Here is a 17340-nt window from a genome sequence, read left to right as displayed (position 1 = left end):
AATGCCTAACCCTTTACTGTTAAACTTGTTTTGGGAAGTAAGGAAACTTAAAAACATTGGTTCTAAGAGAGCTGAGGCTTACCATAGATTGGGACTTCAAAATATTCGTGATTTAATTTTTTATTTTCCTTATCAAATAATTGATAGACGTTATTCTCCCGCCCTATCTGAGGTTTTAAACGGCACTATAATTACAGAGGTAGTCACGGTTGAAGAACATAAATTTAATATCTCACGTAACAAAAGAACTCCTCAGAAAGTTATTTGCTCAAATGAGACCGGCAAGCTTACCGTCATTTACTTTAATGCCAACCTGAATCACCTAAAAGAGACCTTTAGGATCGGTAGAACAATTTTGGTTAGCGGCAAAGTCGAGTACAATAGTGGAGAGCTGCAAATGGTTCACCCCGATATAGTAGCTAACCCGACGGAGGTAGATAGAGTAAAAATTTTAGAACCGGTTTACCATTCTACATATGGTCTTAACTCAAGATTCTTAAATTTAACAATACAAAATACCCTAAAATTTATTCCTACCCTTCCCGAGTGGCTGCCTCAGGGTTTACTTGATAAACACGGATGGATTTCTTGGCTTAGTTCATTACAACATGCACATCATCCCGAGCACATTGATGAAGTTAGCGGAGATAGTAAATATAAGCAACGTTTAGCTTTTGATGAACTACTTGCTACTCAGCTTGCATTAAGCCTGGCAAGAAAGCATTACCAAAAGCAAAGTAAGCCGGAATTAAACTTTCATGGAGTACTGACTAATAAGCTTTACGAACAGCTTCCCTTTGACCTCACGGATGGACAAAAACAAGCGATAAGTGAAATCGAAAGTGACCAAAAATCGCCGTACCGAATGGCACGTTTAGTTCTAGGTGATGTCGGGTGTGGAAAAACCTTAGTCGCCCTATGTGCAATGCTTAATTGCGTAGAAGGCGGTAAGCAAGCCGCACTTATGGCCCCTACCGAAGTTCTGGCCAAACAGCATTTTGCAAAATTGACTGAACTTTGCGAGAAGCTCGAATTAAAAGTTGAATTATTAATCAGTAAAATGCCCCTATCCAAGCGTAAAGAAATTTTAGAAAATATTGCAAACCATAAAGCTCATATTGTCATCGGAACTCATGCATTATTTCAGGAAAATGTACAATTTGCTGCTCTAGGCCTCGCAGTAATAGATGAGCAGCATAGGTTCGGAGTAGAACAAAGAGCTTCTTTAAGTAAAAAAGGTATAGCACCGGATTTTTTAATGATGTCGGCGACTCCCATCCCGCGCACATTATGCATGGTTAATTACGGTGATCTCGATCTCTCAATAATTAAAGATAAACCCGCTATGCGGGAGCTTATTCAAACTTCAGTAATCTCATCAAATAAAATACCGGAACTTTTAGAGCGCATAAAAGGTGCGGTAGAGAGCGGAGAAAAGATATATTGGATATGTCCCCTTATTGAAGAATCCGAGTCTTTAGATCTTTCTTATATAGAAGATAGGTTTTCTATGTTGAATGAATTATTGCCTACGAGAACAGGAATTATTCACGGTAAGATGCATGGTGTAGAACGTGATAAAACTATGCTTGAGTTTTTAGAGGGTAAAATTAGCGTATTAGTTGCAACTACCGTGATTGAAGTAGGCGTTGATGTTAGTGATGCAACTATCATGGTGATAGAAAATGCCGAAAGATTCGGCTTATCACAATTACATCAGTTAAGAGGGAGGGTCGGCAGAGGAAATAAGAAATCCCATTGTATTTTAGTATACAAACATCCGGCAACCCAAACCGCTAAACAACGGCTTAATATTATGAAAGGATCTAATGACGGCTTTGTAATTGCCGAGGAAGATTTAAAAATTCGAGGCAGCGGGGAAATTTTAGGTACTAAGCAAAGCGGCTTACCTTCATTTAGAACCTGTAATTTAAACTATCACTATAATTTAATTCCTGAAGCTAATGCATTAGCACGAAAAATAGCTGAAGATGACCCGGATCTTAAACATCCCGCAAATCAAAAACTTAAACTGCTTCTCGAGCTTTATGAGCAGGATAAAAGCGTTAATTATATTAAGAATAATTAACCTATAAACGTTATTACTTAACGGGAAAATCGAAATGATCTTCGGGCTTTCTTTGAAACGGTTCATTTTTTAAAGAGTAATGCCACCATTCTTTAGAATAATTTTCAAAACCGTATTTTTCCATTATTGAACGAAGCAGAAGGCGGTTCTTTTTGGCTTCAAAAGAAATGTCGGGGTTTTGAGTACTGGATAATTCATCGATAAAATCTACCCTGGTTCCCATATCTAATTCTTCTTTTTCATCTAAAGTAATTACTGTTAAATCTACCGTACTTCCCCTGCTGTGCCCTGAGTATTTGGCTACATAGCCCAAATCGAAGAAATCCTTTTTATCAACTTGCGGATAAAATTTTTCTTTCATTTTTTGGTCATTTACATCCTGTGACCATTCATAAAAATCCAAACAAGCTTGAACGGGGCGATATATATCATAGACCTTAAGTCCTAAATTAAATTTGTTTAATTCCTTTTGAACCCCTGTTAAAGCAAGTGCCGCCTGATATGTACAGATAGCTACTTCTCTTTCATAGCCTTTTACTACCCTTCCCGTAAAATTATCACTTTTGGCATACATGATATATTGCTCAATAGTATCATCTACTTCATACAGATAGACGAAGCCTTTAGGAAGGATATTATCAGAAAGTTTTAAGTCAGAAAGCATATAACCTTTTGGTAGTAGTCAAATTCCATAATTAATATAAAAATATATAATAAGGCAATAAGAAATGTATTTTTTTTATATTGAGAAATTGTCTTTATAGCAGTAAGTGGTAATAATATTAGAAGATAAGCTAACAGGTAAGGAATATTTAACCATACCCCAGATAATAAAATAAATCTTAAAGAATAATATTCAGCTACTTTTTTCCCATCCAACTTAGAAGTAATAAATGCATATATAAAGTATGCAAATAAGAACGAAGTAAGCCAACCGAATATAGTTGCTTCATTTAATGTGCGGAATATAGAGCCTAAGATACCCACCATAAACAGCGTTTTATCAGCATCGGTTTTTGCTTTATCGATTAAGAAGCATGATAAAATAAGTCCGGCTCCGGAAAATAATAACAAAATATATTCTTCTGAAAATCCTGAAGTAAAAAAATATAAAATAAAAGCAAGTATAGATACAAAAACTTCAAGTATTGTATATTCGGGGTTGATTTTGACGCCGCAATAGTTACATCTGCCGCGTGTAGAAACCCAACTTAACACGGGAAGATACTCATAAAATTTTAAAGTATGCCCGCAAGTTGAACAATGAGGTACTTTACCGAGTTTCGGATTATATCCGTGGATAGGGATTTTTCTCGGAAGCCTAAAAAGCACTGTACTTGCAAAATTACCTAGTAATACGCCGATAATTAATGCAAATATACAATTTAGAATCATTTAGCTTTACGCTTTAGTTTTTGATTAGATAAAATAATAGAAGCTATAATAATTATTGCCCCGATAATCATATGTGCTTTTAGTTGTTCGCCAAGCACAGCTACACCTAAAAACATAGCAATTATAGGTACTGCATAAGTTATAAATGAAACTCTGGTAGGCGTCCAACTTTTAATTAAGTAATATAGTAAAATTAGTGAAATAGTACTTGCTACAATTGCCATCCATAGTATTGCAATAATTGTACTGGTCTCTTGTGGGAAAGTTATCTCCTTCTGGCTCATTAATAAAGTTATCCAGAATAAAATAGCTGCAGTTGTAGTGGAAAGTACCGCAAGTGTAATAAAATTTTGTTCTTTAAAATGAATTTTTGCATAAACAGCTTGGGTAGCATAGCAAAGTGCACAAAATATTAAAGCAAGCTCAGGTAATATCATTTCCATTTCACTATCAACATTAAGCTTATCGGCAAAAATAAGTAGCGCACCTAAGAATCCGAGTATTACACTTAATATCAACTTAGTATTAAGCTCCTTATCTGGTAAGAAAAAAACGCTGAGTATTATAGTAAATATCGGGGTTAAAGAATTTAAAATTCCTGCGACACTTGAGCTAATATAGACTTCTGCCCAAGCAGTCAACATAAACGGAAAAAAAGTTCCGATCACACCTAAAAAGGTAATCTTAGCCAGTAGCTTAATGTTAGTCGGAATTTTAACCCTAAATAGGGGAGTAATACACCATAAGGCAATAGAAGCAATAGTAATTCTATAGGTAGCAAGCTCAAGTGCCGTTAACTCTCTTAATGCGACCTTGATCCAGAAAAAAGAAGTGCCGAACCCTAAGAACGAAATAATAAAAAAGGCTCCCCATTCTTTGTAAAAATTACTGATTCGGAAGCCCTTCATAAAATGTATCCAGTATTAATTATTAATTATCGGCAAATTTCCATTTCGCTGAAAAAGAAACTGATTTCGTTCTTTGCATTTTCTAAAGAATCTGAACCGTGCACGGAATTCGCTTCGATACTTTCAGCAAAATCTTTTCTGATTGTACCGTCTGCTGCATCTTTAGGATTGGTTGCTCCCATTATTTCTCTATTTTTAGCAACTGCATTTTCCCCTTCCAGTACTTGTGCGACAACCGCTCCTGAAATCATGAAACTTACCAATTCACCATAAAAAGGCCTATCTTTATGTACAATGTAAAATTGCTTAGCTTGTTCTTCGGTTAGCTGCAATCTTTTTTGTGCAACAATCTTTAAACCGGATTTTTCAAAGCGCTCATTAATGGCGCCTGTTAAGTTTCTTCTAGTAGCATCAGGCTTAATAATTGACAAAGTTCTTTCTAAACCCATAATTTTCCTCAAATTTGAAATAAGGAACGTGATTATATGCTATACTATAAAGTTTTCAAGAGGTTTTCTCCTGATACATGGGTTTGCACCTCCGGCCTCGTCATTTGCCACGCACGGGCTTTTTAAATCATTCCTGGTCGGATCTACCGCCGCACAAGATGAAATCATCATCCCAAGCATCGTTAAAAAAATTATTTGTTTAATTTTCATTTTTCCCTCACTTATCTAAACCATATCCTGCATGTAAAGCCCTTACTGCCAATTCTTTATATTCAGCATGAACAAGCACGCTAATTTTAATTTCAGAAGTTGATATTACTAATATATTTATACCTCTATCCGCTAAAATTTGAAACATCTTTTGTGCAACCCCTGAATGAGATTTCATTCCAATGCCGATTATTGAAATTTTAGCGACGTTATCATCTACAATAATATCGCGGCAGTTTATCTTTTTATTAGTCTCGATTGAATCCAAAGCCTTGTCAAGATCATTTTTAGCAATGGTGATAGTGAGGTCGGTTTTACCTCTACTGCCGATATTTTGCACAATTAAATCAACATTTATATTCTTTTCTTCCATAGAATTAAACAGCTGAGAAGCTGATCCCGGGACATCCGACATAGCTTTTAATGTAATACTTGCAATATCACCCTTACAGGTGATTCCTGTAACAATATGCTTTTCAACAATTTGGTCTTCTCCTACAATCATAGTTCCTACTCCGTTATCAAAACTTGATAAAACCTGCATTTTTAAGTCAAATTTCATAGCGATTTCCACACATCGTGAATGCAATACTTTTGCACCTGAAGATGCCATTTCCAACATTTCATCAAAAGCGACATGCTTTAGTTTTCCGGCTTTCGGTACTATCCTGGGATCCGCGGTATAAACCCCATCTACATCAGTATAAATATCACACCTATCAGCCTTGAGCGCAGCTGCAATTGCGGCAGCGGTTGTATCGGAACCTCCGCGACCGAGAGTTATTATCCGATCATTATAAACCCCTTGAAAGCCCGCTATTACAGGTATTTCACCCTCCTCTAAACACTTCATCAATTGTTTGGTTTCTATATGAGTTATTTTTCCGTTTGAAAATATCCCGTCAGTAAATATCGGCACCTGCCATCCCAACCACGAACGTGCTTTAATGCCTTTATTTATTAACGCAAGAGCAATTAAGCCGCATGATATTTGCTCTCCTGCTGCAATAATAGAGTCATACTCAGCTAATTCCTCATTAGTTTTAATGCGAGATAAGAAAAGAGCGTCATTTACTAAATTATCAGTAACACCGGCCATTGCTGACACCACCACGACAACTTTATTGCCCTGCTCTCTTTCTTTTTGAATAATTTTAGCAACATTTCTTATTCTCTCAAGAGTCCCAACCGATGTACCACCAAATTTTTGTACAATTAGCGCCATATAGACAAGATTTTATTACTCCTTTGCGCTCAAGTTTTAATTATTCTTCAGAGTTATTTTCTGGACTTAACATTTTCATACCCATTACATGATAACCACTATCAACATGAATAACTTCCCCGGTTACACCGCTTGATAAGTCACTTAATAAATATACGGCTGTTCCGCCGACATCTTCAAGAGTAGTATTTCTTTTAAGCGGCGTATTATCTTCACTCCATTTTAAGAAGCTTCTAAAATCTCCGATCCCTGAAGCTGCCAATGTCTTTACCGGCCCGGAAGAAATTGCGTTTACTCTGATGTTTTTTTCCCCTAAATCTGCTGCAATATATTTAACGCTTGCTTCCAGCGCAGCTTTTGCTACTCCCATAACATTATAATTAGGAATAACTTTTTCGGCTCCATAATAAGTAAGTGTTACTATGCTTCCACCGTCTTTCATTAGCTCTGCTGCACGCTTTGCGGTCGCTATGAATGAATAACAGGAAATATTCATTGTATGTAGGAAATTTTCTAAAGATGTATCGACATATCTGCCTTTAAGCTCATCTTTATTAGAATAAGCGATTGAGTGCACTAAAAAATCTAGCTTACCCCATTTTTCTTTAATAAGTTTAAATGCTGCATCTACGGAGTTCATATCTGAAACATCACAAGCAATAAGTGTATCCGAACTGATTGATTCCGCAAGCGGCGAAATCCTTTTCTCTAAAGCTTCCCCTTGGTAAGAAAATGCAAGTTCAGCACCTTGTAAATAAGAAGCATGAGAAATTCCCCAAGCCAATGACTTATTATTTGCCACCCCCATAATCAAACCTTTTTTGCCCTTTAAGAGCTCACCTTTCGGCAAACCTTGCACTGTAATTGCTTCAGACATATTATCCTCAAAATTTTATATACCACTATTTACTTACTGAACAATTTGCCAAGTACCGTCTGGGTTACGGCATGCCTTACCGTATGCCTCTTGAATTTTATTACCTACCTTAACAGTTTGGGTATATTCTCTGCAATACTTTCCATGCTCTTCATAAGTTTTTGCCGGGGTAACTACACCTGATGCACCGGTATCCGGGTTGCTCCAAGTTGAAGCTACACCTGTTCTGTTTGCTTCTAAAGCTCTTTGCGCGGTATTATTATGATTAGCTACATCCGCCCTATCTAAAGAAGAACCCAGCGAACTTCCGCCTAATGCGCCAAGTAAAGTTCCTGCCGCGATTGCTGCGATCTGACCTTTACCCTTACCCATGTTAGATCCGACCCAAGCACCTGCTACCGCCCCGGTTAAACCGCCGATAGTTCTTTTATTTGCATACCCCGCTTCATTAGTTAAAGCCATGTTATCACAGCCTGCAAGCGTAAATACAACCGCAGTTAATGCTACATATTTTTTAAAAATTCCGTTCATAATTCCTCGTCACAAGGTTTATTTTTAATAGTTAAACCAATATTATATACTTTTTTTAATATGGGTCTAGTAGATTTAAACAACTTTATTTACGTAAGTTTTAAAAAAATTAATATATTGAGTATTGAATTTTTCGGCTAAAATAATAAAATATTTTATTATTTTTATTTAAAATCAACAAAAACTATGTTTAAAGTTATTTGCGAACTGGATAGAATTGAAGTCTTAGAACTAGTTGGTTTGAGATATAAGAACTGCCGACCGTGTGAGTTTAATGATTACCAGATGTCCGGCAACATATCCGATCCAGCCCTACGTGCTGCCAAAGCTTATCATGTGGCTAAAAAATTAGAAGTTATGGCACTCGAAATTAGCACGCCAGAATATAAAAACCTTGCCAACAAACTGTATTATGTCAGAGATTTGTCTGATTACAGGCATATTTCACTTTATGATGAAAGTGATACTATTACAAACGTGATAAAAGTTTTTGACAATCCATGGATATATAGTGCAATTATAAAATTACATGTACCCTCTGCCCTTGACCAAATGTTTATCGCTTCACAATCTTTGATTTCCTGGCTCGGCTCTAAGCCGGTCACGGAGATGAACCAAAATAAACCTGAAGAGTTTTATACCTTATGGCAAAAATCTTATTTATTTCATATTCCGGAAACCGAATTTCATGATCGCTTATTAGGAACCATACAAAAAAGTGATTTTAATGACGGCAGTAATAAAAAATATTACGGTATAGATAAATACTTTTTAACTTATCTTTTAGCAGGTAAAGAGAATTCCAAATGTGTACCGCTTCATATTGACCAGATAGAAAATGCTTTCATATATAAAGATGAACAAGCAATTATCCAACAAGACGATATTTATGAAGACTACAAGGCTTCTTTACCTAAATTATTCGGTCTGGAGTTTTTGGAAAAATTAAGTAAGTGGAGGTCCTGTATAAGCAATAATAACGAAGGAACCATATTAATCATTGATGAAGGAGATAAATTTACTCTGAAACCTAAAAATTATAAAGTTCACTCAATTACTGAAATAAAACTATGCGAAGGATTAAGCGGTACGTTAGCCTCTATTTCTATGGCCACGGAGAATGCTCAAAAAGCATGTAAGGAGATGATTGAAAGTAGTTATTCGGATTCGGATGATCAGATGCATACCGCCCGTAATGACTTATACACCTTTGATTGCCGCACCATGGAGGAAGCACTAGCAGCCGTCGGTAATTTCAATGACATATACTCTTATTAAAATATAAAAAGCAATGGTTAAATTATGAACAATAAAATTTCCTCAATTCATTTCTGCGATAAAATTTATTTTGAAAGAGATACTACTCTGTTTCTTAGGGATCAGTCAGTCAGTTTGTTCGGTTCCAAATCAACAACTATAGTGAGAATGCTGCAAGGGATTTGGCCGGGCTCTATTTCAACACCGGATAAAATTTCCATTTCCGGCGTATTATCAAGCAATATAAGGTTATTAACTGATGCCGAAAGGTTAGGAGATCTGTTTGCTTTATCACTGATACATCGTATTATAAGCATAACCGCTTCCAGTGCGAAGCTTTATACTGATAACTCAAATATTAGGCCGCTTTTTAAATATACTACTTCACTTGCACTCAGCGCAATACCTGCTTTATTTTTAATTTATGTTGTAGGATATCCTGCTGAAGATTTAATCTTAAATGCATGCATTACTCAATTATCTGCAGCTGCTATTTCATTTGTTTCTTTAAGAGCAAGTAACTTTTTAAGAAGCTTAGAATTAATTTCATATGACAACGAGTTCAGTAAAACTGGTTATATAAGCAGATTACTTACTTCATCAGCTATTGATATCTTTTTATCAGCATGCTTACACGGTATGCAGTATTATATGAATCCCGTAAACCAATTCGGTTTTCATAATACTATCGTATATTGTTTTAAAAATCACTCGTCTTATTCCATTCATAGTGCTTCCAATCTGGAAATAAGGCAACTGATCTATTCAACTATACCTCTTATCTCGATTGTAGACAAGGCAGTATGGTTTTTAGGCAAAACTGCGGTCGATACATGCATTTTAGGATTAAATGCATTCGGTTATATTCCAGATATCAGATCTCCTTTTATCAATGCTTTTGCAAATACTAATAAGGAGATTCTGGAAGTGGGTAATAAACCTATACGCGAGCCTTGGACTAAAAAACAACGATTTGAATATAAGAGAATGCAAGAAGAGAATAAAACAGCTGAACAGGAGATTACAGATTTAAGAAAAAACATTGCTACTATTGATTATGCTAAACCGGATAAGGAACCGGACGATAGACTTAGACACAGAGTTAAGGAAAAAGTTAAAACCCGACCTTCAACGTCCAGGGTGCCGGGTAGCATTGATAAAAAAGAGCAACTTCCCCAAATGGAACAAGAACAAGATTTTACAACCCCTTATAAAATAACTACGGAAATTTATACTTTTTATAAAATTGATTCTGGATTACTCAAAAACACTTGGGGAGTACTTGAGCTAAAAAAATATAAAGGTGATGAAAATTTATTTGAAAGATCATTAGCTAGCGGGCATGTATCTAACAAGAATTCCTCTATAAAATACATTAAATCTTCGGATAAATATGAAATCAGACCACGTAGCACCGGTGACAGAATTTTAGGGAAGCTGGAAAAAGGCAAAGCAGGCTTCAATGGTTTAGCCTCCCTTGGTGAGGCAATGGATTTATATGAAAAATGTAAAGCTGCCTGCAACGGAGAAGAGCCTAGCCTAATAATATTCAACCAGCGGGTTAAACACCAGGATATAGGTAGAGCTTAAAAACACTTATATTTATACTCACATATATCATTAATAATACATGAACCGCACTCAGGTTTCCTTGCCTTACAGGTATAACGCCCATGCAGAACTAACCAGAAATGCGCCTTAGGTCTCCACTTAGCAGGAACTTTTTTCATTAGTTCCAGTTCAGTTTTTTCGGGAGTATTAGTTTTACAAAAACCTATTCGATTGGATACGCGAAAAATATGCGTATCCACCGCTATGGTCGGCTCATTAAATACACAATTCAAAATAACATTTGCCGATTTTCTCCCTACCCCGGGAAGGGAAGATAACTCAATCATTGAAGCCGGCACTTCGCCCCCGAACCTTTCAATTAAAGCTTTACTCATTAAAATTATATTCTTTGCTTTTGCATTATATAAACCGATAGACTTTATTATTTCTTTTAGTTTTTCTTCTCCGAGCTCAATCATCTTTTGCGGAGTGTTTGCAATCTCAAATAACTTGGGGGTTACACGGTTCACCCCTTTATCGGTTGCTTGCGCCGATAAAACTACCGCAACTAATAATGTAAAAGGACAATAATAATCCAGCTCAATTTTAGGATCAGGTTTGTTAGCGGAAAACCTTTCAAAAATTTCATTGATTTGCTTAGCTTTCAACATATTTTATTCTCAATATTCTTCCGAAAAGTTGATACGCGAGAAAACAATTCTGTACAATAAGTTTTTTGTTATATTACTATAAAAAGTATTTAGGAAAGAATACATGCGGCAAGAAGTATATAAAATATCCATAGTAATACCATGCTATAATGAGTCTCAAGGCATTAAAGAGGCTTATATGAGTATTATGCAAACAATTGGTCATTTAAAAAAAACTTATGAAATCATATTTATTAATGATGGAAGCCAAGACGATACTATAGAAGCATTAAATGAAATATATTTGAATCACGATCATATAAAGATAATAGATTTAACCAGAAATTTCGGCAAGGAAGCAGCTTTAACCTGCGGTTTAGATTATGCAAGCGGGGATATCATTATTCCGATGGATGCGGATTTTCAGGATCCCCCTGAACTCATCCCCTCAATGATAAGCTTATGGCAGCAAGGTTATGATGTCGTTTTAGCTAAGCGCAATAATCGCGAAGGTGAGAGCTTTATCAAAAAGTTTACCGCTAAAATGTTCTATAAACTATTTTTAAAATTATCTAAAACTCCGCTACCGGAGAACACGGGCGATTTTAGGTTAATGGATAAAAAAGTAGTTGAGAAGATAAAATTATTACGAGAAAAAAATCGTTTTATGAAAGGTATATTTTCTTGGGTAGGGTTTAAAACCGCCACCATTACTTTTGATCGACCGAAAAGAAAGCATGGCCAAACTTCTTGGGACTATAGAAAACTCTTTAGCTTCGCTCTGGACGGCATTTTCTCATTTTCTACCCTACCGCTTAAAATTTGGCTTTATATTGGGGTGATGATCTCACTTTTCTCTTTAAGTTATGCGTTATTTCTTGTACTTAGAACTATATTTTACGGTATTGAGCTTCCGGGATATGCTTCAATAATGGTTGCAATACTTTTTATGGGAGGAGTGCAATTGATAAGCCTTGGAGTAATCGGAGAATATATAGCCCGAGTTTATAAAGAAACTAAAAACCGCCCCATTTATTTAATTAATGAAGTTTATACTAAAGATGAAGAAGCAACTAAATAAATATGGTCAAATAATTGCGATTACGGGTGGAATCGGTGCCGGGAAATCTTTTATTTTAAGATGCTTCCGACGCTTAGGATTTGTCATCTATTCCTTTGATCAGATAATTGCCGATATGTATAAAAAGGGTGGCAGTGCCTATCAGGCAGTAGCAGCTGCTTTCCCTGAGTGTGCAACTCCTTATATGATTGATAAACAACTACTGGCTAAAAAAGTTTTCAGTAATAAAGATGATTTGATAAAATTAGAATCTATCGTTCATCCAATCGTCAGAGAAGATTTATATAAGTTCGTTAAACAAATAAAAAAGCACAGTAAAACATCAATAGTAGTAGAAGTACCTCTCTTATTTGAAACTGCTCACCCGTATGGTTTTGATATTACAATAAGTGCGATTGTTAATAAAGAGACCCAACTAAATCGGGTTTTGCAGAGAAAAAATATGACTATTGATAAATTTAATGCTATTGTGGAGCGGCAAACTACGGATAATTATAGAATCAAAAATTCTGATTTTATTATTAATACAGGTGTCAGCATGGCACATACGTTTAAACAAATTAAAATTTTAGTATATGGCAGATATAAGAGAAATAGTATTAGATACGGAAACCACAGGCCTTAACCCTTATGAAGGTCATCGGATTATTGAAATCGGTTGCGTGGAATTAATTAATCGTGAAATAACTGGTAGAACCTATCATACTTATATTAATCCGCTTCGAGATGTGCCCTCAGATTCCTATGCAATTCACGGTATTTCTTCAAAGTTTTTGCTGGATAAACCTCTTTTTAAAGATATTGTTAACGACTTTCTAAATTTTTTAGAAGGTGGTAACTTAATCATTCATAATGCCGGTTTCGATATCGGTTTTATTAATTATGAACTGAATTTAATTTCGCTTAAACTTTTAAATTTTGATAATGTTATAGATACTTTAACTCTAGCAAGACGCAAGTTCCCTAAATCGCCTGCAAGCCTTGATGCTTTATGTCAGCGGTTTAACATCAGCTTGGAAAACCGTGAGAAGCATGGTGCTTTAATTGACTCCGAATTACTTGCTCAGGTTTATATTGCGCTTCTTGAAGGCTCCCAATCAACCCTAAGTTTTGCAGAAGACGTTGATAACATAATGAAAACAATTAAAGCGGAAAGTAACTTCCCTTATCGTAGGTTCCAAATAACTACGCAGGAAGAAAAACTCCATAAAGATTTTGTTGAAAAAATTCCTAATTCTTTGTGGAAATCTTATAACAACTAATTATCGGCTTTTCCTTAATCAAACTTTTTTAATATTTCTTTTCGTAGGAACAGCTGCTTTGTTTCACCGATATACCCAGTAAATACTGCACCTAAATGAAAATTAAGTGTGTTTGAAATGATAGCAGTATAGATTAAATTTGCACTAGTTGGTGAAATCATGTTTTCTTTATTATGCTTTTTATACTCTTCCCAAATGAGCGTTGCACACGAACCGACAGGTTCAATCCTTGCACTCTCTCCTATTAGGTTTGTCCAATATTTCTCAAAGCCATGATGGTGATCAAATACTTCAATCACCTGCTCTCTTACCACAAATTTTTCAAAGTAATTCGGGTTTGAGATATCTACTAACACATAGTTATAATCAGAAAGGTTTTCAGGCACACCATGCGATACATCCATGTTCCATGTCAAAACACTTGTAGGCACAGTTTTGTTAAAAGCACCAGTAAAAACTATCTTTGCTTTCTTGTTCTTCAGCCCTAAAAGTTCTTTATAAGCAACGGCACAAGCTAATACGTCAATATCAACATATTTACTTCCTGCACAAATGATAATCGGTTTTTCCATCATTAACCCTCATTTTCCTATCTTGCAAGCGACCAACATTATATATGGGATAGCACCACATAAATCAACTTATTAATAGTTTATTATTAAAAATACAAGAAAATCTAATTATGTATTATTTTTTTAATACAAGTATGTTATAATAATTTTATAAGGGGATATTAATATAGTTTTTTAGCTATGAACTCAAAAGATACAAGTGTACGCACGGACGAGATCCAAACAACTTCTATGGAAGCTAGAGAATTTGATGAATCTTTACTTCATATGCTTAACAATCTTACTGAAGATCCGGCTGAAGCTGAAGAGCTAAAGAAATTAAGTGATTCTTTTTTAACTCCTTTCATTATGAATAGGCTTTTAACCCTTCAGGTTAGCTTAGGAATTTTTCAAGAAGAAATAACTGAACTTATGAAAGAAGGCGTAAGCCAAAATTCTTCCGTTAGAGGCAAGTTATTACATGCATATAAAGCTATAGTAAATCACGAGCTTGAACTGGTTCAGGATACTTCTCCCGAGCAAGTAAGCCTACTTCAGCTAAGTCAGATGGTAGCCTACCTTGCAAGGCCTTATATTGTGGAAGTGATGCAGGAGAGTATCAAAAAACTGCTTAACCCTAATGAAGTAGAACTTGATATAAATTTACTGAGAGAAGCGATTAATCATGCCAGAACATCGGGTTCATTAGCCGGTGAATACTTAGACCTAACTAATGATAAGATAATTAAGAGAGTCAGAGCAGGCAAGTTAGCGGTTATTCAACTGCATGACCTTACTCGTGACGGCGAAATTATCTCAGCTCCTAAGACTTTAGTCCTGCCTCCTGAGCAGGTTGATAAGGAAATAGCAAGACACAAAGAAAAGTTAGGGTTTATAACCAAGTTTTCAGGCGATAAAATAACCCAAGAATATTTCCCTGCCAAAGCGGAGCTGGCCGAATGCTTGAGCTTGGCGTTTAGAAATAATGACCTTAGTTTTATAAAACTCTGCTTGGATAATAAAAAGCTCCCCAAAGGAGTTTTGGAAGATCATATGGATTTATTTTACCAAACTTTTGAAAAAGGTAGATTTGATCTCTTAGATATCATGGTTGAGCACGAACTGTTCGGCTTTGGTGCTAATGAAATTGCGCACGTTGAAAAAAGACAGCCTTCAGGCCTTACTCCGCTTATGGAAGCTTGTAAAGAAGGTAATTCAGCTCTTGCCAGAAAGCTGATTGCTATGGGCGCCGATCCTACCCTAATTGATGGAAACGGTTATAATGCCTTAATGTATGCCGCTCTCTATACAAATGAGCAAGTTAAAGAACTGAATAAATCGAGCGAAGAGCAATCCGAAACAATAAAAGATTTAAAACTTGCTAAGAACAGCATAATTACTGCACTACTTAAAGATAAAAGACTTGATTTAAATGCTAAAAATAAAGTAGATGGTAAAACCGCAATGCAAATTTTACTAGAGCATTCGGTTATAAAAAATGAACAAGGTATCGCCGAACTAAGAGGAGACCACGGTGCTATTGAAAAATTAATCGCCGCAGGTGCCGATCCGAGTTTCGGTGGATTTGAACTTAGCTTTAAGGCTAAGTTTTTTATAACCCTGGGTATTTCAATAGCTCTTACTACTGCAAAGAATGCAATAATTAATTATATCGGGTTAGGTATAATCGGTAGAACCATATTTTACCCGGTTATTAGATTAGTAGATTATGCATTAAATGTAGTTATTGCTTATAAAGCTTATCTTGATGCAAAAAACCCTCTCTATGTATTATCCAGAACTATCTTGGATACCGAATATGCTAACGATACTCTAATTAATATGGATAAAAAACCGATGATCGGTGCATTCCATATTAATTGGTACGGCAAAGTTATAGCCGGGGATGACTTAAAAAATTACATGGCAAACCATGTAGGCTATAGAAATATTAAAAATGCTTTCTTTACAACTGAAAGTATACCGACAACTTCAGGTGATACCTCGGAATTAAGATTAAGCAAAGAAGCACAGCTTATAATGGCGGAAACTTTATTTAACCGTTATTATCGTTTAAAACAAGATTTAGGCAATCATTGGATGGCTCCTTGGACTCGTAAAGCTTTAGAAAATTTGAGCGAAGAAATTAAGCAGGCTTATGAAAAGACTAACTATGGTTATAAAATAAATAGTACTTCTTTAGAGAAGCTAACTGCAATATTTATCTCCTCTAATCATCAGAAATTGGTGGAAGAGATTTTTGCTTCAGGAGAAAAAAGAGAGTTATTCTACAAATTTCATAGCCTGGTTAAGCTCGGTGCTTTGTCAGTAGATTTAGAAACCAGATATAACTTGGAAAAATTCGAACAGTTATTACACTCCCCTGAAATACTTAAACAAGTACAAGTTGAAAAAAATCATTCTAACCAAAATATTTCTTTTGATGATTTTGTAGAATTTTGCCATAACCTAACAATTGAAGGGGTGGATTTAGATACTACTTTCAGAATTGTTGAGCATGAATTTAAAAAAGGCTTAGAGAATGATTATGAACCGAAAACTTTATTTGAATTGATCAGCGGCGCCTCGGCTAATATTATGCATGCCGTGCTTGACGGAGGAGTAAAAGGCATAGCATATGCAGCCGGATCTTCCCGCAATAAAGTTCATCATTATTTAGCGGAAGGAATTTCTACTCTTGGGGCTATGGTTAATTCCGCCTTACATGTAGGGATAAGGGAATTTTATGACAGCATCTATTCCTTACCTGCAGTAGCTTTGGCCGGCAGTGCTTATGCCTTATATAAATGGCCTTCTCAAAGTTGGGAAGTTTGTAAATTTGTATTCAATGCAACCTGCTCTTTAGCTGTTATGGCTTATAGCGTTATCTCCTATGCATTTTATGGTGTAAAAGAAGCATTTAATATGACATTAGAGGGAATTTACATAGTTAAAGAATTTGCTTTAAATTACTTTGCAGATAATGAAAAATCGTTAAAAACTCCTGAAGCAAACAAAGAAGATACCTCAACTTTGACGGGCAAAGTTGAAAAAAATAACTCCGGTAATGTTCAAGGTTATCAGTATGCTTCAATACTTTAATACATTTCAGAGCAGTATGTAGTGCTCTTAGGTTACTAAAAACTAAAAGTAATAATCAAAGCGACTATTACTTTTATTTTATAAAATATAAAACTCTAAATATTACAGAATAATAGAGATATAGTTAATAAACCTAAATTTAATATTTTATTAGTTTTAAATTTTTTAACTATACACTCAAGATCCTTTGTAATAAACTTCA

17 protein-coding genes are annotated in these 17340 nt (G+C 35.4%); 7 read left to right on the top strand and 10 right to left on the bottom strand.

Going from position 1 to position 17340, the window contains the following annotated elements:
- Nucleotide 1 precedes the first annotated feature (1 nt).
- Complete coding sequence (gene recG, locus NF27_RS01680; RefSeq protein ID WP_039455132.1) at nt 2-2089, top strand: ATP-dependent DNA helicase RecG; 2088 nt, start codon at nt 2-4, stop codon at nt 2087-2089.
- A gap of 13 nt (nt 2090-2102) precedes the next feature.
- On the opposite strand, the gene NF27_RS01675 is transcribed toward recG, so the two are convergent.
- Genes NF27_RS01675 through NF27_RS01645 form a run of 8 tightly spaced genes read right to left on the bottom strand, consistent with a single transcriptional unit; the run spans nt 2103 to nt 7684 of the window.
- The gene (locus tag NF27_RS01675; RefSeq protein WP_039455131.1) at nt 2103-2753 is read right to left on the bottom strand and encodes a M15 family metallopeptidase; all 651 of its coding nucleotides are present in this window, start codon (nt 2751-2753) and stop codon (nt 2103-2105) included.
- Nucleotides 2738-3484, bottom strand: coding sequence for a prepilin peptidase (locus tag NF27_RS10980; RefSeq protein WP_053332480.1), 747 nt, complete (start codon nt 3482-3484; stop codon nt 2738-2740). Before NF27_RS10980 ends, NF27_RS01675 begins: the two co-directional genes overlap by 16 nt.
- Nucleotides 3481-4392 carry a DMT family transporter gene (locus tag NF27_RS01665; protein ID WP_039455129.1) on the bottom strand — a complete coding sequence of 304 codons (912 nt, stop codon included), beginning with the start codon at nt 4390-4392 and terminating at the stop codon, nt 3481-3483. The genes NF27_RS10980 and NF27_RS01665 overlap by 4 nt, the downstream gene beginning before the upstream one ends.
- A 26-nt stretch (nt 4393-4418) precedes the next feature.
- The gene (ndk, locus tag NF27_RS01660; RefSeq protein WP_039455128.1) at nt 4419-4841 is read right to left on the bottom strand and encodes a nucleoside-diphosphate kinase; all 423 of its coding nucleotides are present in this window, start codon (nt 4839-4841) and stop codon (nt 4419-4421) included.
- Nucleotides 4842-4880: 39 nt separating this feature from the next.
- Nucleotides 4881-5051 carry a hypothetical protein gene (locus tag NF27_RS12260; RefSeq protein WP_161791764.1) on the bottom strand — a complete coding sequence of 57 codons (171 nt, stop codon included), beginning with the start codon at nt 5049-5051 and terminating at the stop codon, nt 4881-4883.
- A gap of 7 nt (nt 5052-5058) precedes the next feature.
- Nucleotides 5059-6276, bottom strand: coding sequence for an aspartate kinase (locus NF27_RS01655; RefSeq protein ID WP_039455126.1), 1218 nt, complete (start codon nt 6274-6276; stop codon nt 5059-5061).
- A gap of 40 nt (nt 6277-6316) precedes the next feature.
- Entirely contained in the window at nt 6317-7153 is an 837-nt protein-coding gene (locus NF27_RS01650) for an enoyl-ACP reductase FabI (protein WP_053332479.1), read from the bottom strand.
- Between the two features lie 33 nt (nt 7154-7186).
- Entirely contained in the window at nt 7187-7684 is a 498-nt protein-coding gene (locus NF27_RS01645) for an RT0821/Lpp0805 family surface protein (protein ID WP_053332478.1), read from the bottom strand.
- Between the two features lie 186 nt (nt 7685-7870).
- On the opposite strand from NF27_RS01645, the gene NF27_RS01640 reads away from it, so the two are divergent.
- Complete coding sequence (locus NF27_RS01640; protein ID WP_039455125.1) at nt 7871-8962, top strand: hypothetical protein; 1092 nt, start codon at nt 7871-7873, stop codon at nt 8960-8962.
- A gap of 24 nt (nt 8963-8986) precedes the next feature.
- The gene (locus tag NF27_RS01635; protein WP_039455123.1) at nt 8987-10531 is read left to right on the top strand and encodes a hypothetical protein; all 1545 of its coding nucleotides are present in this window, start codon (nt 8987-8989) and stop codon (nt 10529-10531) included.
- Here the strand turns inward: NF27_RS01635 and nth are convergent.
- A complete protein-coding gene (gene nth / locus NF27_RS01630; RefSeq protein ID WP_204367851.1) occupies nt 10528-11160 on the bottom strand; it encodes an endonuclease III in 633 nt (210 codons plus the stop codon). The two genes, NF27_RS01635 and nth, sit on opposite strands and share 4 nt — an antisense overlap.
- Before the next feature lie 106 nt (nt 11161-11266).
- On the opposite strand from nth, the gene NF27_RS01625 reads away from it, so the two are divergent.
- The 3 genes from NF27_RS01625 to dnaQ are packed head-to-tail and all read left to right on the top strand — an operon-like array spanning nt 11267 to nt 13485.
- Complete coding sequence (locus NF27_RS01625) at nt 11267-12223, top strand: glycosyltransferase family 2 protein (protein WP_039455119.1); 957 nt, start codon at nt 11267-11269, stop codon at nt 12221-12223.
- Nucleotides 12204-12848 (top strand): dephospho-CoA kinase, encoded by a 645-nt coding sequence (gene coaE / locus NF27_RS01620; protein WP_161791763.1) that lies wholly within the window; start codon nt 12204-12206, stop codon nt 12846-12848. Before NF27_RS01625 ends, coaE begins: the two co-directional genes overlap by 20 nt.
- Nucleotides 12799-13485 (top strand): DNA polymerase III subunit epsilon, encoded by a 687-nt coding sequence (dnaQ, locus tag NF27_RS01615; protein WP_039455115.1) that lies wholly within the window; start codon nt 12799-12801, stop codon nt 13483-13485. Before coaE ends, dnaQ begins: the two co-directional genes overlap by 50 nt.
- A 14-nt stretch (nt 13486-13499) precedes the next feature.
- Here the strand turns inward: dnaQ and NF27_RS01610 are convergent, their stop codons facing one another.
- Entirely contained in the window at nt 13500-14057 is a 558-nt protein-coding gene (locus tag NF27_RS01610; protein WP_161791762.1) for a DHH family phosphoesterase, read from the bottom strand.
- Between the two features lie 180 nt (nt 14058-14237).
- On the opposite strand from NF27_RS01610, the gene NF27_RS10975 reads away from it, so the two are divergent.
- Nucleotides 14238-17138: an ankyrin repeat domain-containing protein gene (locus NF27_RS10975; RefSeq protein WP_053332476.1), complete on the top strand. Its 2901-nt coding sequence runs from the start codon at nt 14238-14240 to the stop codon at nt 17136-17138.
- Nucleotides 17139-17340: the final 202 nt, after the last annotated feature.

Source organism: Candidatus Jidaibacter acanthamoeba (genome assembly GCF_000815465.1).
GTDB classification, from domain to species: domain Bacteria; phylum Pseudomonadota; class Alphaproteobacteria; order Rickettsiales; family Midichloriaceae; genus Jidaibacter; species Jidaibacter acanthamoebae.
Note: the sequence above shows the minus strand (reverse complement) of the source record. Positions and strands in the feature narration are given on the sequence as shown.